Genomic DNA, 19,086 nt, shown 5'->3' on the forward strand with positions numbered 1-19,086 from the left:
GCTTAGCTGGGCAGCACAAGATCCTTGCTGAAGGCCAGATGCTTGATGTCTTCAGGGTCTGCGGCGAGATCGAAGAGCGCTTTATAGCCCGTGGCGAGGTACAGATTCCTGGCCTCCGGCTGGCGTGGGCCGGTGGTGAGGTAGAGCTTCCTGTAGCCCCGGCGTCGTGCTTCATTTTCCAACTCCGTGAGCACCCGCCGTGCCAGCCCGCGCCGACGATGCGCAGAGTGGGTCCAGATTCTCTTGAGTTCTGCGGTGTGCTCGTCGAAGCGCCTGAATGCGCCGCCAGCCACGGATTCGCCGTTCTCCTGGATGATGATCAGTGCTCCGTGGGGTGCGGCGAATTCCTCGGCCGGGTACCTGTTCAGTTCCTCTGCAGCGCCCCCGGTGCCGAAGAGTGTCCCGTAGCGCGTGTCATATTCGGCGGCGAGTTCGTCCAGGAGGGGACGGACGCGGGGATCGCGCATGGGCAGGCTGAGGACGGAAAGGGTTGGCGTTGTGGTCATGTCATGCCTTTCGTAGGTTCACCCCAAGTAGGTAGCAGCTGAGCTCGTTTTGGGCGGTCAAAACGCGCTTAACTGCGACTCAGTTGGGTGGGTAGTCGCCGCGAGGGCGCCCAGGATCCTTCGGGCCAACGCGTCGTTTTCCCGGAAGGGTGCCGCGTTGGTGTTGGGGCGGGCAAATGCTCCCGCGCCCCAACCCGACGTCCACGGTCCCACCGCAAACAAAGTGTCCTGTGCTGTACCAACAGGTGACAGGACCTGGTGATTCCCGGAAACCAGAAGTTTGCCCGTGGAGTGCGCACCTTCGGAGGTAAGCAACCTCTGCTCGGTGCCCCATACGGCGTCGTGCAGGTCTGCCAGGGCGGGATTCGCCGAACGTTCCACGGAGGCTGACGGCAACCGTGCCTCGATGTACGCCGAAGCATCCACCACCACGGGTGACTGGAATGAGCCGGCAACAAACCGGCCCGTTGATTCGTCGGTGCGCACCCACATGCCCGGCCCCAGGAACTTCAGGAACCCGGCCCGGTGCAGCGCGAGCATTTCACGGAGACGGTGTGACGGCGGCCCGGAATCCACGAAGCTGAAGAAGCCGTGCCACCAGCCGTGGATGGCCTGTTGGGAGCGTGCATTGAGCCGATCCTGCGGGACCAACCGGCCAAGGTCCATGTAGACGAACAACAACGCGGTGAAGAGTGCGAGTGTTTCGGAATGGTCGGGGCTGGTTCGGAGGTCAAGATCGTGTTGGATGTACGCGGCCACCGAGCGCTGCACGGCCTCATGGTCCGCAAACGCGCAACCGCTCAGTGGGTGGTCCAACGCCTCCAGGTCCAGCCGCAGCACGGGATCAGGGACGGAGAAGGCAACCAGCTCTTCCCGGGCAGCGCTGTACCAGTCCAAGGCATCGAACCTCTTCTCGAAGCTGGCCCACGTCCCCAAAACCCGCGACGGGTAGCCCGTGAAGAGCTCGCGATAGTAGGCATAACCGGCATCCTTCGCGATCAAGGGCCACAGTTGTGAGCGGAAGTCGAGTTCCTGATGGCCAGCCAACAACGCATCAACAGCCTCGGCAGTGAAGTACCGCGGTCGTGCGATCGGCTCGCCACGCACAACGGAGGAAATCTTGGAGTGGTACGGCACGCCGCGTCGTGAACCTACCCAGAGCCGTGGTTCGGCACCGGATGGCACATACTCGAGTTCGCCGTCGGGCTTTTGTTCGAAGCGGCCGCCGCGGCCTTCGAACAACAGCACCAACAGGTCGACGAACGCGAGCCCCATTCCGGACACGATCACGTCCTGCCCGGCTTCAATCCCTGAGTAGTCCACGTCCGTTGTGTACGACGGCGGCGCATGGAACCCACCGTGGCGGGCAGCGAAATCGGTGAGGCGGGCGGACTCGTCATCCGGCAACGAGTCCGTATGGCCCAGGGCGTAAACCACGACGTCGGCCAGCACCTCGGCGCCGGAAGCCAACCGCACGTGGTGCGCACCGGCGTCGGTCCCACCGCCGGCGTCGGAAGAACGCTCGACGGCGGTAGCCGTGTCCCGGTGGACCGTTACCGATACCTCGGGTCCCAGAGCGGTGACTGACCGACGGAAGAACCACTCAAGGTACTTGCTTTGGAGCTGCCGCGTCGGAAATGAAGAAGGTGTGAGCGAACGGAGTTGTGCCAGCAAGTGGGGCTCCAGTGTAGGGACGTCGCGGATGCTGCCGTCCAGCACACCTGCCGCCCACGTGGCGAGGCCGGGGCCATCGACGGGAGGACCATCGCACGCCACGGATGCGTCGGTGAACATGGTGACGTCCGCCGCGGTGGAGTTCAGCAGCAGGCCCGGGCTCTGGTCATAGCGCCAGATCCTCCCGGATCCTGGTTCATACGGCTCCACGACGTGGATGTGCAAGGGGCCTTGGAATAACCTTGGCCGGCTCGCGGCCAGTCTTTCCAGGACGCCGGCCGTGCGCGGGCCGCCGCCGATGAAGGCGATGGCGGGAACTCGTGACGGCATGGGATCTCCTGAAGAACATCGGGTGGTGCAGCCCAATCTAGGGAGGCGATGCCGCCGCGGTCGAGGAGCGGGTAACGGCCGTTCACCCCGCGTCATCGGACGTTAAGCAGCGCAAAGTCCGGTCTCATATGGCGCTGCGTGAAGTCCCGTGAACCTGCACTAAGTCCAGTGAAGAAGTACAAATTTCTGCCTTGCCGGACCTCCCGGGCGCCCCTAGATTGGCAGCCATCCGATAGTCAACAACCGATCTGAAACGAGGTGGCGCATGAGTGCAACCGCACCGCCTGCCACGGCGGAAACCGCACCGCCCACCGCGGACTACTCCCACTACAGGCTCGTCCCGGCCCGGCATCCATGGCGATGGGTGGGCACTGTCCTGGTGGCCGCCGGCGTCGCCGCCATTATTTGGTCCCTGGTTACCAACCCGCGCTGGGAATGGGGAGTGGTGGCCGAATGGTTCACCGCACGGTCCGTGGTCAACGGGCTGCTGGAGACCTTGAAGCTCACGGCGATCTCAGGGGTATTGGGTTTCGTCCTGGGTTTCATCCTTGCCCTCATGCGCCTGTCCGCGTCGCCGCTGCTGGTCTCGGTGTCCTGGACGTTCTCATGGATCTTCCGCTCCACACCGCTGCTGGTCCAGCTCCTGCTTTGGTACAACCTCGGCTACCTCTACGAGAAGATCAGCCTGGGCGTCCCCTTCACGGACGTCCGCTTCTTCGAGGCCCAGACCACCACGCTCATCAGCCAGTTCGCAGCCGCGGTCCTGGGCCTCACCCTGAACCAGGCGGCGTACTCCGCGGAGATCATTCGAGGCGGCATCCTGTCAGTGGACCAGGGCCAGCTCGAGGCCGCGGCGGCCCTGGGCATACCGGCGTGGCAGCGCAACACCCGGATCGTTCTGCCCCAAGCCATGCGGGCCATCCTGCCCAACGCCTTCAACGAGATCATCGGCTTGGTCAAGGGCACCTCGATTGTCTACGTACTGGCCTACTCCGAGCTCTTCTACACGGTCCAGGTCATCTACAACCGGACCCAGCAGGTGCTGCCACTGCTCCTTGTCGCCACACTCTGGTACGTGGTGATCACCTCTGTGCTGAGCGTCTTCCAGTACTACATCGAACGCCACTTCTCCAAGGGCGCGGTACGCAACCTCCCGCTCACCCCGTTGCAGAAGGCCCGGAAGTTCTTCGCCACCCACGTAGCTGTTTCACCCACAAAGGACGCCCGATGAGCATCATCGCCGCACGCAAAGAATCCACGACAACGACGGGAAAGGCAGCTCCCGCCGGCGCTCCTGCAAGCACGACGGCGGCCCGGCCCGCCTCGGCGGACAAGAAGGCCACCCGCGGCCAGGTGCACATCACCAACGTCCGTAAGTCATTCGGTGCCACCGAGGTCCTCAAAGGTGTTTCATTGTCCGTTCCGCCCGGAGGCGTAGCCGTGATCGTTGGCCCGTCGGGTTCCGGCAAGTCCACCCTGCTGCGAACCATCAACCACCTGGAAAAGGTGGACGGCGGCTACATCACCATCGACGGCGAGCTGGTGGGTTACCAGGTCCGTGGCAACAAGCTCCACGAACTACGCGAGAAGGACATCCTGAAGCAGCGCACCAACATCGGCATGGTGTTCCAGAACTTCAACCTGTTCCCGCATCTCACCGCGCTGGAGAACGTCGCCGAAGCACCCGTGGTGGCCCAAAAGCGTTCCAAGGTGGAAGCCAGGAAGCGCGCGTTGGAGCTGTTGGACCGGGTGGGTCTGAAAGACCGCGCCGACGCTTATCCCAGGCAGCTCTCGGGTGGCCAGCAGCAGCGCGTTGCCATTGCCCGGGCACTCGCGCTCGACCCCAGGATCCTCCTCTTCGACGAGCCAACGTCGGCGTTGGACCCCGAACTCGTCAACGAAGTCCTGGACGTGATCCGTGAGCTGGCCAAGTCCGGGACCACGCTGATCATCGTGACCCATGAGATGGGCTTTGCACGGGATGTCGCAGACACCGTGGTCTTCATGGACCAGGGGCAGATCGTCGAGTCCGGCACGCCGCAGGAAATCTTCGGCAACCCCCGCGAAGAGCGCACGCGCAGCTTCTTCTCCAAGGTCATCGAACCAGCTTTCAACATCTAGGACACCCCATGCTTCGCACGACCCTCGCCACCAACAAAATCAAGCTCCTGGCGCTCGCTGTACTTCCCGCCGTCGTACTTCCCGCGCTTGCAGGGTGCTCCGATCCTGGGGCGTCGGCAGCCAAACCGGAATCTGAAGCCGCAAAGAACGGCATCGTTTACAACACTTCTGTGGACCAGAACCGTATCCGCGCGCAGAAAGATGCTGCCGCTGCCGCAAATGTTCCGGCGTCCATCGCCAAGGACGGCAAGCTGACGGTGGCCACTACGGCGGGTTCAATACCGCTGTCCTTCCACGCCACGGATGACAAGACGCCGATCGGCGTGGAAGTGGACATCGCCCAACTCGTGGCAGACAAACTGGGCCTGGACCTGGACCTGCAGGTGACATCGTGGGAGAACTGGCCGCTCAAGACCCAGTCCGGCGATTTCGAGGCCGTGTTCTCCAACGTGGGCATCAACGCCGCCCGCGTGAAGCTGTTCGACTTCTCCACCTACCGGGCCGCCTACATGGGCTTTGAAGCAAAGAAGAGCTCCAGCTACGACATCAAGGGCTCGGACGATATTTCCGGGCTGAAAATCTCCGTGGGCTCGGGCACCAACCAGGAGAAAATCCTGCTCGCCTGGAACAAGGAGCTGGAAGCCAAAGGCAAGGCGCCTGCCACGCTGCAGTACTACTCGTCCGACGCCGACACCATCCTGGCGTTGTCCTCCGGCCGCACGGACCTGAACCTGGCGCCCTACCCGTCCGTGACCTACCGGGAGAACACCCGCGACGACCTCAAGGTGGTGGGCAAGGTCAACGCCGGCTGGCCTTCCGAGACCCTGGTAGCTGCCACCACGCTCAAGGGCAACGGGCTGGCCCCGGCCATCACGGACGCTCTCAACTCCACCATCAAGGACGGCTCCTACGCCAAGGTCCTGGAACGTTGGGGCCTTTCTGAAGAAGCCTTGCCGGAATCCAAGACCGTCACTGAAACAACCTTTGGGACCGGCAAGTGACATTCCAGGTCCTGGATATCAGCAACCATCACCGCCGACCACGCCTTGAACAGGAGCGACTCCAACATGCCTACGCACACTGAAACAGCACTCGAGGCCTTTGCCGAGGAGTGGCAGGAGTGGCATTCCGCCCATGAACGCCACCGTGCCCACCCGCACGGCTTTCTCGCCGTGACCCACCTGCACTGGCTGGACAGCAACCCGACCCGGTTGGAAGGCGTCCCCGGCACGTGGAGCGCGGAAGCCGACGTCGTACGGGTTGTCCTGGAGCCCGGCGAAAGCCTGCAGCAGGACGGTGTTGAACTTAACGGTGTTGAACTGAACAGTTTTGAACTGAAGCCCGACGCACGTAATTCGCTGGAGTTCGGCCCGATCGAGGAACGCGGCGGCATCAACCTGGTTTCCGGCGATACCGTGATCGAGGTAGCCAAGAGGGGCGGCGAGTACATCGTGCGCCCGCGAAACCCGTCGAATGCCCTCTTGCGGGAGTACCAAGGTACACCCGCTTATGCACCTGATGCGGCGTTCGCCGTGGCCGGTACGTTCGTGCCGTTCGAGGCCCCGCGCCCCACAACCGTGGGTGCCGCCGTCGAGGGTATCCAGCACGTTTACGAGGCACCGGGTGAGATCCGGTTCAAACTCGCCGGACAGGAATTGGCTCTGACGGCATTCAACGGCCACGCGCCGGGCTCGCTGTCCGTGCTGTTCACAGACCAGACTTCGGGCAAAACCACGTATGCGGCCAACCGCTCGCTGTCCGTGGTTCCTGCAGCCGATGGTACCGTGCAGCTCGACTTCAACCGCGCCGTCAACCTGCCGTGCGCTTACACCGATCTCGCCACGTGCCCGCTTCCGCCCGCGGAAAACCGACTGCCCGTAGCCATCGAAGCCGGCGAGAAGACCCCTTACGAACGGCAGGACCAGAAGTGAGTACCTTCGAAGAACACCCGGCCGGGTTCCTGGCCATCGAACTCGACGGCGCCGGGTATGAGGACCTCGCCCGGGCTGTCCTGGCCGCAGAATCAGCTGGCTTCCACGTTGCCACCTTCGCGGATGCGCCGGTCCCGGGGAGGGTCAATGCTCTCCAGCGTGCAGCCTACGCCGGGCCCGTCACCAGGAATATCGCCCTGGTTCCGGAAGTGGACACCGTCTATACGGAGCCCTTCCACATTTCCACGCAGCTCGCGAGCCTGGACTACGTGTCCGGGGGCCGGGCCGGCTGGATCGCCACCGCAGCGGAGGCACCCGAGGCTGCTGCCGCCGTCGGGCGTTCCTTCGTTGAAGGTGATGCGCTCGCGCAGGAAGCTGCCGCGTCCATTGAGGTTGGCCGCCGTTTGTGGGATTCCTGGGAGGACGACGCCGTCATCCGCGACGTCGCCACCGGACGATACATCGACGTCGACAAGCTTCACTACGTGGACTTCGAAACGCCCGCCGATTTCGCTGGTCCCGGCTATTCCGTAAAGGGCCCGTCCATCATCCCCAGGCCGCTGCAGGGTCAGTTGCCGGTGCTTGCCGCTGCGTCCCTGGTGGGCGACGGTCAGGTTCCGGTGGATGCCGTGGACGCTGTGCTGGTGTCTGCTCCGACGCCCGAACTGCTCGCCGCCGAGGTTCGCCATGTGCGGGCCCGGCTTGGTGCTTCCGTCGCGATTGTCGCGGAGCTCGACGTCGTCCTCGACTCGCAGGGGCAGGCTGCGGCGTCGCGGTCGGACACCTCGCAGGACGACGGCAGGGCGCGTTTCGTCGGCTCGGCGGCCGGTCTCACCGACTACCTCGATTCGCTCCTGAAGGAGGCCGACGGCGTCCGTCTCCACCCGGCGTCGCTCGCCGTCGAGTTGGACGAACTCGCGCGACTGGTCCTGCCCGAACTGAGGCGCCGGGGGTCTTTGCGTGCGCCGATCCAGGACGGAACGTTCCGTGGGCTGCTGGGCCTTGGACGCGCAGAGAACCGCTACTCGACGTCTGCCGCGGCCGCTGCTGCCGCCGGAAAGTAAGGGACCACCATGACACAGCACAACCGTGCTATTTTCCAGCCGAGTGGGCAGATCCAGTTCGGGATCTTCTTCCAGGGCGTCAACTCCGGCACTATCTGGAAGGCCCCCGAATCGGGTTCGCAAACCGACTTCGAATCCTTCCGCCGCATCGTCCAGACCGCCGAGCGCGGAAAGTTCGCGGCGTTCTTCCTCGGCGAAGGTCTGCGCCTGCGCGAACACCTCGGACGGCCGCACGCCCTGGACGTAGTGGGCCGTCCTGATGCTCAAACCATGCTCGCCGCCCTGGCCGCGGTGACCACGAACATCGGGCTGGTTGCCACGCAAAACACCACGTACAACGATCCCGCGGACCTCGCGCATCGATTGTCCTCGCTGGACCTGATCTCCGGCGGCCGTGCCGCGTGGAACGTGGTCACCACGGACAACGCGTGGACCGGAGCCAATTTCCGTCGAGGGGGATACCTCGACCACGCCGACCGCTACAAGCATGCCGAAGCGTTCGTTGAAACGGCCAAGCGTATTTGGGACTCGTGGGAGACTTCTGCCGGACCGGCTCGCCGGGTGCTTCACGAAGGCCGGCACTACACGGTGGACGTCAGCCCACGATTGCCGCGGAGCGCCCAGTACCGGCCCGTGCTGTTCCAAGCCGGAGACTCCCCGGAAGGCCGGAACTTTGCAGCCCGCCAGGCAGATGTGATTTTCTCGGCCCACCCCAAATTCGACGACGCCGTGGAATTCCGGCGCGACATCGTGGCGCGCTCGGTCGATGCGGGCCGTGGGGCCAACGCCGTGCAGATCATGCCGGCCAGCGAGTTCATCCTGGCCGCCACTGACCGGGAAGCGCAGGAGAAAAAGGCCTGGGTTCGCAGCCTCCAGATTGGTCCGCAGCAAGCGATCGCCTACCTGGAGCAGTTCTGGGGCCGCGAGCTCACTGAGTACGATCCCGATGGTCCCCTCCCGGAGATTGATCCTGTAGTCGAGGAGACCTCGGAGACCCGCGGCAGTGGCTTCCACGGTGCGAAGGCCCGGCAGCTTGCAGACCAATGGCGTGCCGAGGCCAAGGACAAGGGCCTCTCAATCCGCCAGTTCGTCACCTCCCGCACGGCACGGGTGGACGCTACCTTCACCGGTTCCTACACCGCCGTAGCCGATCACCTCGCCCAGTTCGCCCGCGTCGGCGCGGTGGACGGGTTCAACATCTCGCCGTGGCTCATCCCCACCGGCTTGGACGACATCGTGAACCACCTGGTGCCCGAACTCCAGGAACGCGGCGTTTACCCCACGGAATACCGCGGCACCACGCTTCGCGAAAACCTGGGGCTGGAGACGCCGGTACGTTCGGACGAGTCGGTCCAGGTCTGATGATGGCAGGATTGCCGATGAGGAAGCTGGTGCGGTGGCTCTGGTTCGAGCCGGGCCACCGTGAAACAGCGCCCGACGGCGGCGAGGCGGGTGCCGCCGTCGTCGACGTCTCGCGCGGGAACGTCAGTCTGCAGTTGGCTGTGTGGGGGCAGCCGCTCTAGCCGCCACTTGTGTTCAGAGAAGCGCCTTGAACACATCCCACCCCGTGCCGATGGGGCCGTAGGGGCCATACATGCCTGTGGTTGAGGCGCCAGTGGCATAGGTGATGAGGTCGCCATTCGCGTCAACGGCGACGAGTTCGTTGTACTTCGTGTGGCCGGAGCTTCCAAGCCCGGCCACCTCGGAGAACGTCTGCCAACCAGTGCCAAGCCAGACAGGTTCCTCCCAGCTGCCTTCGCCGTCAGTGGGGTATTGGCGCAGATAGCCATATTGGTCGCGTCCGAATATATCTACGCCCCCGTCGGCGTTCATATCGCCGCCGGTGACGATCTTGTTCATGACCTGCCAGCCCCACCCGACCTGTTCCCGGGGAAGCCAGCCGCCGTCGCCGTCCCCCGGGTAGAGGAACAGACCGCCTGCGGCATCGCGTGCCAGCACATCGTTGGTGCCGTCGCCATTGAAGTCGCCCGGGCCTACGATGGCGTCGAAGATGCCCCATCCTTGGCCAACCTGTTCCCGGGCAAGCCAGCCACCTTCACCGTCGCCGGGGTAAAGGAAGAGCTTTCCGGCGGAGTCCCTGCCCAGGAGGTCGTTGTACCCATCGCCGTCAAAGTCGCCGGGGGAGAAGACAATGTCAAAGACGTTCCACCCTTGGCCTACCTGGCGGGGTTCATCCCAGGAACCCCAGTACGACGGGCACGGCCCCTCGCAGGCGCCCTTGTAATAGGTGTACGTCCGCGGGTAAAGGATGAGCCTGCCGTCGTAGGTGCGGGCAAGGGGTTCAAAGTTGCCGCGCCCGGTCCACCCCATGGCCCTGCTGGAAGCCTTGATGGGCTGCGTTTCGCTGCTCAGCTGCGTCCCTGTCGGGCAACCCTGGTTCCCTGGCGTGAGGGGATGAACACGCATGGAGATACGGCTGCCCAGGTCTTCCGGCAGGATCCGCAGAGTGTCTCCTTGCCGTTCCTCCGGGAGTGGCTCGCCGTCGCGGAGCCATTCCAAAGTAATGGCATCAGACGTTCCGTCCGGATTCCGGCAACCCCAATAGCTGTAGTCGTACTGTCGGCGGAGCTCCGCACCTACGTAAGGGACGCCGTCGATGATGGGTGTTGGCTGGTAGTCCGCCGTAGCGGGCCCTGTCCCGGCCACCGTGGCTGTCAGAGCTATCGCAGCAGCGCTTGCAAGCGTCCAAGCCCGCGCTAGATTTATCCCCATTGTTCCCCCAGAAGACAGCAGCAATCGTGCATAGGTTTGTGCTGAGGCTACCGCATTGCGTGGGTTCAGTCAGGGGCTGGCTGTGGCCATCATGAAGACGTCGACGGGATCCTCGGATTCCAGCACGAAGCCATGGCGTTCATAAAGTCGCCGGGCGGGGCTTCCTTGCAGAACGTCCAGGCGGAAAGGCCTCTCGTCCACGGACGCTGCCATGACATGCCGGAGCACGGCACCCCCGAGTCCTTTACCCTGATGTGCCGGGGCCACGTAGAAGTGTTCAATCCACCGCGCATCTGGCTCCGGGCGAACCGCAATAACCCCGGCATCCACACCGCCCGTATGGATCACGTACGTGTGCTCCGGCTGGAAGCTGTTGAGGAAGCGCTCGCGGACACGGACAGGATCGAATCGCCCGAGCCGTTCCAAATCCGGACGCATCACCACCGCGCGGAGCTCGGCGATCCACGCGGCGTCGGAAGCTACACAGGGACGGAGGACGAAGTCAGCCATGCGAACAAGCCTATGGGGCGATCAGGCTTCGGGGATGACCATGGCAAAGCGCTCTTCCCGGGCTATGTCCGGGTCCGGGCCGTTGCGGTTGCCCGTGTCGAGGGCGTCGATGGCTGCGAGTTCTTCAACGCTGAGTTCAAAGTTGAACACATCGAAGTTCCCGGCGATGCGTGACGGGTTGGTCGACTTCGGAATGGCGGAGCGGCCCTGTTGCAGGTGCCAGCGCAGCATGACCTGAGCCGGGCTCTTGCTGTGTGCCTGCGCAATGCCGGCAAGCGTGGGATCGTCCATGACGTTCCTGCGTTCCTCGCCCCACCCCGGGTAGAACGTGATCCCGCCGATCGGTGACCACGCCTGGGTCAGGATGCCATGTTCGGCATCCGCAGCCTGAACGTCCGGCTGGGTGAAGTACGGGTGCAGTTCAATCTGGTTCACCGCAGGAACAACGTCGGTGGCCGCGAGGAGCTCCTTCAGGTGGTGCGGCATGAAGTTGCTGACACCGATCGCCCGGACGCGGCCATCAGAAAGCAACGTCTCCAAGGCTTTGTAGGCAGCGATGGTTTTCTCGAACCTGTCTGGAGCCGGCTGGTGCAGAATGAGCAGGTCCAAGGACTCGACGCCGAGCTTTCCCACAGCTTTGTCCCATGCGTGCAGGGTCTGCTCGTAGCCGTAGTCGCTGACCCAGACCTTTGTCTCGATGAAGACCTCCGACCTGTCCAGGCCGGACTTGCGGATGCCTTCGCCTACCTCGCGCTCATTACCGTAGGCTGCGGCAGTGTCGATGTGCCGGTAGCCGGTGGCAAGCGCGACCTCCACTGCCGCCGTCGTTTCTTTGGGGGCGCTTTGGAAGACGCCCAGGCCAAGTGCGGGCATAGCGACGCCGTTATTGAGTGTGATGTTCATGTTGCCTGTTCCTGTCGTTGCGTGTGGACGGGTCGTTGCGTGTGGACGGGTTTGTTAGGTGTGGGCGGGCACTTTCTGTGCTTCACCGTGTGGGCGTATTTCCAGTCAACACCGGGCGGAGATTCCGTGGGAGTGCATGCCATTACCCCCTTGAAGTGGGGCCTGGTGGGTTCCGGGTAACGCCAGAGCCTCCCTCGCCTGGGAGCCGCGGCGTAGCGTGGAGGGCATGACACACAGCGATGATGTGCGGAAGTTCCTGACCTCCCGCCGCGCAAGGATCACCCCTGAGGAGGCCGGGCTTCCCGCGTACGGTGGCAACCGGCGGGTAGCGGGGCTGCGCCGCGAGGAGGTCGCGATGCTCGCCGGCATGAGTATCGACTACTACATCCGCCTTGAGCGGGGAAACCTTTCCGGCGCCTCGGACAGTGTCCTTGAAGCACTTGGTCGGGCATTGAAGCTCGACGACGCGGAGACCGCCCACCTTTACGACTTGGCCCGCGCAGCCACAGCAGCTCCCCGGGTGAGGCGCAAGCGCAGCCCACAAACAGTGAGGCCCAGTGTCCAGCGCGTCATTGACGCCACCGCTGCCCCGGCCTGGGTACGCAACGACCGCGGGGACGTCCTGGCCGCCAATGAGCTGGGCAACGCCCTGTACATGGATTTGATGGCCGAAGAAACCAAACCGCCCAACAGTGCGCGCTTCACGTTCCTGAATGCCAAAGCCCGGGAGTTCTTCGCCGACTGGGAACGGGCAGCTGATGACATAGTCGCGGTTCTGCGCTCCACAGCAGGGAAAAATCCCTACGACAAGGACCTCACGGACCTGATTGGTGAACTCTCCACCCGCAGCGAAGAATTCCGCATCCGCTGGGCCCGGCACGATGTGAAGTATCACCGCACTGGGCGCAAACGGCTTCACCACCCGGTGGTTGGGGACCTGGATCTCACCTTTGAAGCCCTTGAGCTGCCCGCAGACCCGGGGCTGAGGATCAACGTCTATACCGCCGACCCCAACACCACCTCAGAGGACGCCCTGAAAGTCCTCGCCAGCTGGGTAGCGACCCAACGCGAAACTACGGAAGCGGCAGTTAACGAGAAGAAATGAACCCGTCAACAGTGCTGACCATTCTGCGGGGTCGCAGGGCAGGCGTCCGCCCGGACCATAGGATGATCCGCCCGGACCATAGGATGAGACGGACGAAAGGTGCAGCACACGATGGTCACACGTGAAGAAGTAGAAGCAGCATACTCACGGACGGCAGGCTGGGTACGGCACACACCGGTGGTTGAGAGCGGCAACCAGGAGCCGTATCACCTGTGGTTCAAGTGCGAGTACATGCAGCACACGGGAACGTTCAAAGCCCGGGGCGCCTTCAACCGCTTGCTCACGGCGGGGGAGAACGGCGAACTGAACCCGGAGGTTGGCATTGTGGTGGCGTCCGGCGGCAATGCGGGCTTGGCCAACGCCTACGCGGCGTCCAAGCTCGGAGTTCCTGCCACCGTGTTCGTCCCCGAGGCCGCGCCCGCCGCCAAGGTCCACAAGTTGTTCGCCAGCGGGGCCCGGGTGGTCCAAGGAGGTTCTGAGTACGCCGAGGCCTACGCTGCAGCCGTGAAGTTCGCCGAGGAATCCGGGGCGATCTATTGCCATGCCTATGACCAGCCCGAGATCGTGGCCGGCGCAGGTGGCGTTGGCCTGGAACTGCTGGACGAACTGCCCGACGTCGATACCATCCTGGTTGCCGTAGGCGGCGGTGGGTTGATGGGCGGCATTGCCGCCGCGGTTGAAGGCCGGGCCCATGTGGTGGGCGTCGAGCCTGAGACGGTTCCCACGCTGCACACCGCCTTGGCCAAGGGAGAGCCTGTGGATGTGGCGGTCTCCGGGATCGCCGCGGACTCCCTGGGCGCACGGCGAATTGGCGAGATCGGATTCGGCGTTGCCCGTCGCACGGGCGTGCAGAGCGTGCTGGTCAGCGACGAAGACATTGTCCAGGCCCGCCGCAAGCTGTGGGAGGAGTACCGAATGGTGGTGGAACATGGAGCGGCTGCAGCCTACGCCGCCCTGCTCTCGGGAGCGTACGTTCCCAAGGACGGCGAGACTGTCGCCGTCATTCTCTGCGGGGCCAATACGGATCCCGCGCACTTCTAGGACAGTACAGGGCGTCCGGCGCAAGAATCCCCGCCGGTTGGTGTCCGGCGGGGATTCGACGTCGGCAGGTCTGCCCTGCCACAGCGGTTCCTACTTTTTGGGCAGGCCTGCCGGGTTCAGTTCGGACGCAGGGATGGCCTCGGAGGACAGGCCCCAACGGTCCAGGATCTTGGCGTAGCTGCCGTCCTTGATGAGGTGGTTGATGGCAGCCTGCGCAGCAGCAGCAAGGCCGTTGTCCTTCTTGGTGGTGAACGCAATCTCAGCCTTCAGTGGCCAGCCGCCGTTGAGCGTGCCCACTTCCTTGGTCTTGCCATCTTTCGCTGCCTTATAGGCTGCGGAGGCGTTGGGCCCGAACGTCAGGTCCGCGCGGCCCGACTGGAGGGCGAGCTGGGAGGCGGAGTCGTCGTCGTAATACTGGAACTCAACCGGCTTCAAGCCGTTCTTCTTGTTCTCCTCGTCCCAGCGCACCAGGATGGCTTCCTGGTTGGTGCCTGAACCGACGATCACGCGCTTGCCGGCGACGTCCTTGGCTTCCTTGACCTCTGAAATATCCGAATCGGCTTTGGCATAGAAACCCAGGAGGTCATTGCGGTAGGTCGCGAAATCGAACTTTTCCTTGCGTGCTTCGGTGACCGTGACGTTGGAGAGGACGGCCTCATACTTGCCCGACTCGACGCCGAGGGGCCAGTCGGCCCATGCCACCGGCAGCACTTCAACCTGCAGGCCAAGGCTCTCGCCGATGGCGTACGCGAGGTCAACCTCGCTGCCGATCAGCGTCTTGTTGTCCGTAGCGAACAGGCTCAGCGGCGGGGTTCCACCGGTTGAGGCCACCGTCAGTTTGCCATCGGCCTTGATGGCCTCCGGAACCAGGGCCGCGGCTGCGGAGTCAACGGTCACCTTGATGCGGTCCTGTTCGGGTGACAGGTTGAAGTCTTTGGCGGCGGCGCTTGAAGAAGAGCCCGACGACGGTGCTGTCGCCGCCGTCGCGCCCGGATCCGAGCAGGCGGCGAGCCCCAGTAGAGCCGTAGCGGCCAGCGCCGCGGCCAGGCCGGTCTTGGCTGCAAAACGTGCCATGGTTTCCCCTTATTTATCCCTCACTGGGACGTCAGATGCGTACTTGTGGCTGCAACTATCCAGCAGGGCGGGAACGCGGTCAAAGCAGTCTGAAACGCTGGGATACAGGGGGTAATTGCGGTTAATCGGGAGTCGAACGAGGTCACAAACGCTTCCGGGGAAACCGGAAGAAGCCCCTGCGCGACGCAACTCACAGAAATAAGCCGGGGACCGCCGTCGTTGTCGCTAGAGTGCCCGCCAACCAACAGTGCGGGTGCCGCGAAACGTACCGAAAGGCATCCCCGTGACTGTTCCTCTTTCCATCCTGGACCTGGCAACCATCGGAAAGGGCCAGACCGTGGCGGAAAGCCTCGCCGGCAGCGTGGCCATGGCGCAGAAGGCCGAAGAGCTGGGCTACCGCCGGGTCTGGTACGCCGAGCACCACAACATGTCAGCCATCGCTTCCTCGGCTACGAGCGTGCTGATCGCTCACGTCGCAGCCCACACCAACACCATCCGGCTTGGTGCAGGTGGCGTCATGCTTCCGAACCACTCGCCTCTGACCATTGCCGAGCAGTTCGGCACCTTGGAGACGCTGCACCCGGGACGCATCGATCTGGGCCTTGGCCGCGCCCCGGGTAGTGACCAGAACACCATGCGTGCGCTTCGCCGCGACCATACGTCCTCGGATGCTTTCCCGCAGGATGTCCTGGAACTGCAGGGCTACCTCACCGGACCCACCCGCATCCAGGGAGTCGAAGCGACGCCGGGCAAGGGCACCAACGTGCCGCTGTACATCCTGGGTTCCTCGCTCTTTGGAGCACAGCTGGCTGCGCAGCTTGGGCTGCCCTACGCCTTCGCTTCGCACTTCGCGCCCGCCGCCTTGCAGGATGCCGTGGCCATTTACCGCAGGGACTTCAAGCCCTCGGAACAGTTGTCCGAACCGCACGTGATCGCAGGGCTTAACGTCACTGCAGCGGACAGCAATGCCGAGGCCCAGGCGATCCACCTCGCCGTGAAGCGTGCCCGTGTCTCGTTGTTCTTTGGCGGCGGCCGGCAGTTCACGGATGACGAAGCGGATATGGTTCTGGATTCCCCGCAAGGCCAGCACATTTCCCAAATGATGAAGTACTCCGCAGTCGGCACGCCGGACGTTGTGCGCGACTACCTTGACGAGTTCGCGAAGCACGCCGATGCGGACGAACTCATCGTTGCCCACCAGAGCATTGGCACGCAGGAACGCCTGCGGTCGGTGGAACTGGTTGCCGAGGTTGCGGGGCTTGTCAGCGCGTAAGGGCGGGCGTCGAAAATAAATTCGAAAGCTTTACGCATTTGCAATGATTCAGGCATGACGCGGAAACTCCACAGGCGGAGACTATAGCTATCTGCAGTGGAAGGATCCGCTATGCCTACGCCCTTAAACCAGTCAGCCGCAGACTCCGCGCTGCTGATGAACTCGCTGCCGCTTGGCCTGCTCCGCACCTTGCTCCGGACGGACGCGCAGCAGGGCATCACGCCGCAGTTGATGGCGGAGCTTAGGGCCATTGCGCGTGTCCCGGGCCTGCTGGTGGCGTGCAACTATGGCGGCACTCTTTGTTCAGCTGAAGGGACCTCCACCGAGACCCTGCCCCTGGACAGTGCCGCTGTGGCTCTCCGTGCCCTCGCAGCACTTCCCAATACGCATACGGCCATCATTTCCGGCCGGTCATTGCGCGACCTTGCTGCGGTGTCCAGGTTGCCGGCAGAGGTTCATTTGGTGGGCTCCCACGGCGTGGAGTTCGACATGGGCTATGCGTACACCCTGTCCTTGGCCACGGAAACCCTGCTCCAGCAGGTGGCCACGGCATTGACTGAAGCGGTCGCCTTCGAGAAGGGCATCAGCATCGTCCGCAAGCCGGTGGGCGTTGCTGTCCACACCCGGCCCGCGACGCCGGAAGTGGTGGAACGCGTCATCTTCCGTTCCCAGCAGATTGCCATTGAGTACGGGCTCTACTTCATCATCGACGGCTCCGTACTGGACCTTACCGTTGAGGAACCGGCCAAGGGCCAGGCCCTGGAGCAGCTTCGCTCGCGCCTGGGTGTGAGCGCTGCACTTTACGCGGGCGACGCCGAAAGCGACGAAAAGGCGCTCGCCACTTTGCGCGGCCCTGACCTCGGCCTTCACGTCGGGCCCGGGAGTACGACGGCGGCACACACCATTCCGGACCCGGAAGCCTTTGCACGTGTGTTGGCTTTGTTGTTTGAACTGCGGCGGGCGTGGCTGTTCGGCGAGGACGCCGTGGGGCTCGAGCGGCATTCGATGATCGGGAATGGCACGTCGACGGCGTTGCTCACCCCTGACGCCAAGGTTTGCTGGATGACCCACCCCCTGCCGGATTCCGGGTCCCTGTTTGCCCATATCCTGGGCGGAGAGCCGGCAGGCCACTTCAGCATCGAGCCAGTCAAACCTTCGCAGGTACTCGCCCAGCGCTATGTGGACAACACCATGATCGTGGAGACCCGTTGGGCCGACGTCACGGTGACGGACTATCTTGAGCCCGCGCCTGAAGGCATCACCAGCCTGGTCCGTGTTCTGTCCGGCACGGGCACGGCCCGGATAGTCTTCGCGCCCCGGCCGGACTATGCCACCGCCCCGTTCAGCATGGAGATCCGTGGCGAGGAAGTCCACATCATGGGCACCTCGGATCCCATCATCCTCTCGGCGCCGGGGGTTGCCTTCCAGATCACCAGCGACGGCAGGTACGCCACTGCCACCGCGGAAGTGCCGCTGCAATATGGTCCCGTTGTGCTGAACCTGCGCTGCGGAGACACAGAGCCGCCACCCGCGGACCCGGTTGGAGAGCCGGCGCGGCGTGCCGCCGTCGGGCAGTCCGCCCGGGAGTGGGTCAGGACGCTGCAGCTGCCCACCATCAAGACCGCGCTGGTGCGGCGCTCGGCGCTGGTTCTGAGGTCGCTGGTGCATGAGCCCACGGGTGCTGTCCTTGCGGCGCCAACTACCTCCTTGCCGGAGGGAATTGGCGGGACGCGCAACTGGGACTACCGGTATTGCTGGCTTCGCGACGGGTCCATGACCGTAAATTCCTTGGTGAGCTTGGGCTCCACAGAGGAGGCCGACGGGTTCCTTCGTTGGCTTGGCCGCATCCTGGAAACTGCGCCCGGGCCGGAGTGGCTCCACCCGCTGTACTCGGTGACCGGTGCCCCGCTGTCCACGGAAGCGATCGTCGAGAGCCTTCCAGGCTACGCCGGTTCGCGTCCGGTGAGGATCGGGAACGCTGCCGACCACCAGGTGCAGCTGGACGTCTTCGGGCCGATTGCCGAGCTGATTCATGATCTTGGCGAGCGGCGCGGGTACCTGCCGGATGAGCATTGGTTCCTGATGGAGCAGATGGCCCACGCCGTCATTGCCCGCTGGCACGAGCCGGATCACGGAATCTGGGAAGCGCGCCGACCGCCACGGCACCACGTTTACACCAAGGTCATGTGCTGGGTGACGCTGGACAGGGCCTTGCGGGCTGCTGCTTTGCATGGTCGTGTGCCACACGAGGACTGGGCGCCGACAGCCGCCAGGATCCGGAAGGAAGTCCTGCGGAAGGGCTGGGACGAGTCCGCGCGGTCCTACACCGTCGCATACGATAGCCCCGACCTGGATGCCGCAGTGCTGCATATCGGCTTGTCCGGCCTGCTGGATGTCCAGGACCAGCGGTTCCTGGATACCGTAACGGCTGTTGAGCGCGAATTGCGGGTGGGTCCCACCGTCTTTAGGTACAGGTACGACGACGGCCTGCCGGGTTTGGAGGGCGGCTTCCACATCTGTACTACCTGGCTGATCGAGGCGTACCTTGCTGTTGGCCGCTTGGACGATGCCCTGGAGCTGTTCAACCAGCTGGTGGCTTTGTTCGGTCCTACTGGCCTGCTGCCGGAGGAGTACGATCCTGCCTCGGAAACGCACCTGGGGAACCACCCGCAGGCGTACTCGCACCTGGGCTTCATCCGGTGTGCACAGCTCCTGGACCATTACCTGGCCAGCGCAGACGTGGAGTAGCCCAACTGAGTCGCAGTTGAGCGCGTTTTGAGCGCCCAAAACGCGCTCAATTGCGACCTAGTTGGGGAGGCGG

The 19,086-nt window shown here is 63.9% G+C and carries 17 protein-coding genes; 11 read left to right on the forward strand and 6 right to left on the reverse strand.

Going from position 1 to position 19,086, the window contains the following annotated elements; translation table 11 throughout:
- Window positions 1-2 precede the first annotated feature (2 nt).
- Both AC6I97_RS04745 and AC6I97_RS04750 read right to left on the reverse strand, forming a co-directional pair.
- Window positions 3-506 (reverse strand): GNAT family N-acetyltransferase, encoded by a 504-nt coding sequence (locus AC6I97_RS04745; protein ID WP_497944213.1) that lies wholly within the window; start codon window positions 504-506, stop codon window positions 3-5.
- A 57-nt stretch (window positions 507-563) separates the two neighbouring features.
- Window positions 564-2,510, reverse strand: a complete 1,947-nt coding sequence (locus tag AC6I97_RS04750; protein ID WP_497944214.1) for an FAD/NAD(P)-binding protein — start codon at window positions 2,508-2,510, stop codon at window positions 564-566.
- A 265-nt stretch (window positions 2,511-2,775) separates the two neighbouring features.
- On the opposite strand from AC6I97_RS04750, the gene AC6I97_RS04755 reads away from it, so the two are divergent.
- The 7 genes from AC6I97_RS04755 (at window position 2,776) to AC6I97_RS04785 (ending at window position 9,149) form a co-directional block, all read left to right on the forward strand.
- Complete coding sequence (locus AC6I97_RS04755; protein ID WP_497944215.1) at window positions 2,776-3,741, forward strand: amino acid ABC transporter permease; 966 nt, start codon at window positions 2,776-2,778, stop codon at window positions 3,739-3,741.
- Window positions 3,738-4,631 carry an amino acid ABC transporter ATP-binding protein gene (locus AC6I97_RS04760; RefSeq protein ID WP_497944216.1) on the forward strand — a complete coding sequence of 298 codons (894 nt, stop codon included), beginning with the start codon at window positions 3,738-3,740 and terminating at the stop codon, window positions 4,629-4,631. The genes AC6I97_RS04755 and AC6I97_RS04760 overlap by 4 nt, the downstream gene beginning before the upstream one ends.
- Before the next feature lie 8 nt (window positions 4,632-4,639).
- Window positions 4,640-5,632 (forward strand): ABC transporter substrate-binding protein, encoded by a 993-nt coding sequence (locus tag AC6I97_RS04765; protein ID WP_497944217.1) that lies wholly within the window; start codon window positions 4,640-4,642, stop codon window positions 5,630-5,632.
- Between the two features lie 66 nt (window positions 5,633-5,698).
- Window positions 5,699-6,562 (forward strand): DUF1684 domain-containing protein, encoded by an 864-nt coding sequence (locus AC6I97_RS04770; protein ID WP_497944218.1) that lies wholly within the window; start codon window positions 5,699-5,701, stop codon window positions 6,560-6,562.
- Window positions 6,559-7,626 (forward strand): LLM class flavin-dependent oxidoreductase, encoded by a 1,068-nt coding sequence (locus AC6I97_RS04775; protein WP_224089431.1) that lies wholly within the window; start codon window positions 6,559-6,561, stop codon window positions 7,624-7,626. The genes AC6I97_RS04770 and AC6I97_RS04775 overlap by 4 nt, the downstream gene beginning before the upstream one ends.
- Window positions 7,627-7,635: 9 nt before the next feature.
- Entirely contained in the window at window positions 7,636-8,988 is a 1,353-nt protein-coding gene (locus AC6I97_RS04780) for an NtaA/DmoA family FMN-dependent monooxygenase (protein ID WP_497944219.1), read from the forward strand.
- 17 nt (window positions 8,989-9,005) lie between these two features.
- Window positions 9,006-9,149, forward strand: coding sequence for a hypothetical protein (locus tag AC6I97_RS04785; RefSeq protein ID WP_497944220.1), 144 nt, complete (start codon window positions 9,006-9,008; stop codon window positions 9,147-9,149).
- Window positions 9,150-9,162: 13 nt separating this feature from the next.
- Here AC6I97_RS04785 and AC6I97_RS04790 read toward each other — a convergent pair whose 3' ends face one another.
- The 3 genes from AC6I97_RS04790 to AC6I97_RS04800 form a co-directional block, all read right to left on the reverse strand.
- Window positions 9,163-10,359 carry an FG-GAP repeat domain-containing protein gene (locus tag AC6I97_RS04790; RefSeq protein WP_497944221.1) on the reverse strand — a complete coding sequence of 399 codons (1,197 nt, stop codon included), beginning with the start codon at window positions 10,357-10,359 and terminating at the stop codon, window positions 9,163-9,165.
- Window positions 10,360-10,428: 69 nt separating this feature from the next.
- Window positions 10,429-10,869: a GNAT family N-acetyltransferase gene (locus AC6I97_RS04795; RefSeq protein WP_224089423.1), complete on the reverse strand. Its 441-nt coding sequence runs from the start codon at window positions 10,867-10,869 to the stop codon at window positions 10,429-10,431.
- 21 nt (window positions 10,870-10,890) lie between these two features.
- Window positions 10,891-11,772, reverse strand: coding sequence for an aldo/keto reductase (locus AC6I97_RS04800; RefSeq protein ID WP_497944222.1), 882 nt, complete (start codon window positions 11,770-11,772; stop codon window positions 10,891-10,893).
- Between the two features lie 226 nt (window positions 11,773-11,998).
- Here AC6I97_RS04800 and AC6I97_RS04805 point away from each other — a divergent pair, with 226 nt between their 5' ends.
- The gene (locus AC6I97_RS04805; protein ID WP_497944223.1) at window positions 11,999-12,877 is read left to right on the forward strand and encodes a helix-turn-helix transcriptional regulator; all 879 of its coding nucleotides are present in this window, start codon (window positions 11,999-12,001) and stop codon (window positions 12,875-12,877) included.
- Window positions 12,878-12,988: 111 nt separating this feature from the next.
- Window positions 12,989-13,918, forward strand: coding sequence for a threonine/serine dehydratase (locus AC6I97_RS04810; RefSeq protein ID WP_309928639.1), 930 nt, complete (start codon window positions 12,989-12,991; stop codon window positions 13,916-13,918).
- A gap of 90 nt (window positions 13,919-14,008) precedes the next feature.
- Here the strand turns inward: AC6I97_RS04810 and AC6I97_RS04815 are convergent, their stop codons facing one another.
- A complete protein-coding gene (locus AC6I97_RS04815) occupies window positions 14,009-14,992 on the reverse strand; it encodes an ABC transporter substrate-binding protein (RefSeq protein ID WP_497944224.1) in 984 nt (327 codons plus the stop codon).
- A gap of 283 nt (window positions 14,993-15,275) precedes the next feature.
- Between AC6I97_RS04815 and AC6I97_RS04820 the strand changes: the two genes are divergently transcribed.
- Window positions 15,276-16,265, forward strand: coding sequence for an LLM class flavin-dependent oxidoreductase (locus AC6I97_RS04820; protein WP_497944225.1), 990 nt, complete (start codon window positions 15,276-15,278; stop codon window positions 16,263-16,265).
- 111 nt (window positions 16,266-16,376) lie between these two features.
- On the forward strand, window positions 16,377-19,013 hold the full coding sequence (locus tag AC6I97_RS04825) for a trehalase-like domain-containing protein (protein ID WP_497944226.1): 2,637 nt from the start codon (window positions 16,377-16,379) through the stop codon (window positions 19,011-19,013).
- The last annotated feature ends 73 nt before the right edge of the window (window positions 19,014-19,086 follow it).

Source organism: Arthrobacter sp. TmtSoilC48 (genome assembly GCF_059739425.1).

Excerpts from the sequence above, each read along its gene's own strand:
- AC6I97_RS04750 (WP_497944214.1), bottom strand. The coding sequence starts at position 2,510 with ATGCCGTCACGAGTTCCCGCCATCGCCTTCATCGGCGGCGGCCCGCGC.
- AC6I97_RS04755 (WP_497944215.1), top strand. The coding sequence starts at position 2,776 with ATGAGTGCAACCGCACCGCCTGCCACGGCGGAAACCGCACCGCCCACC.
- AC6I97_RS04760 (WP_497944216.1), top strand. The coding sequence starts at position 3,738 with ATGAGCATCATCGCCGCACGCAAAGAATCCACGACAACGACGGGAAAG.
- AC6I97_RS04805 (WP_497944223.1), top strand. The coding sequence starts at position 11,999 with ATGACACACAGCGATGATGTGCGGAAGTTCCTGACCTCCCGCCGCGCA.
- AC6I97_RS04785 (WP_497944220.1), top strand. The coding sequence starts at position 9,006 with ATGAGGAAGCTGGTGCGGTGGCTCTGGTTCGAGCCGGGCCACCGTGAA.
- AC6I97_RS04795 (WP_224089423.1), bottom strand. The coding sequence starts at position 10,869 with ATGGCTGACTTCGTCCTCCGTCCCTGTGTAGCTTCCGACGCCGCGTGG.
- AC6I97_RS04770 (WP_497944218.1), top strand. The coding sequence starts at position 5,699 with ATGCCTACGCACACTGAAACAGCACTCGAGGCCTTTGCCGAGGAGTGG.
- AC6I97_RS04780 (WP_497944219.1), top strand. The coding sequence starts at position 7,636 with ATGACACAGCACAACCGTGCTATTTTCCAGCCGAGTGGGCAGATCCAG.
- AC6I97_RS04790 (WP_497944221.1), bottom strand. The coding sequence starts at position 10,359 with ATGGGGATAAATCTAGCGCGGGCTTGGACGCTTGCAAGCGCTGCTGCG.
- AC6I97_RS04745 (WP_497944213.1), bottom strand. The coding sequence starts at position 506 with ATGACCACAACGCCAACCCTTTCCGTCCTCAGCCTGCCCATGCGCGAT.
- AC6I97_RS04815 (WP_497944224.1), bottom strand. The coding sequence starts at position 14,992 with ATGGCACGTTTTGCAGCCAAGACCGGCCTGGCCGCGGCGCTGGCCGCT.
- AC6I97_RS04825 (WP_497944226.1), top strand. The coding sequence starts at position 16,377 with ATGCCTACGCCCTTAAACCAGTCAGCCGCAGACTCCGCGCTGCTGATG.
- AC6I97_RS04765 (WP_497944217.1), top strand. The coding sequence starts at position 4,640 with ATGCTTCGCACGACCCTCGCCACCAACAAAATCAAGCTCCTGGCGCTC.
- AC6I97_RS04800 (WP_497944222.1), bottom strand. The coding sequence starts at position 11,772 with ATGAACATCACACTCAATAACGGCGTCGCTATGCCCGCACTTGGCCTG.
- AC6I97_RS04810 (WP_309928639.1), top strand. The coding sequence starts at position 12,989 with ATGGTCACACGTGAAGAAGTAGAAGCAGCATACTCACGGACGGCAGGC.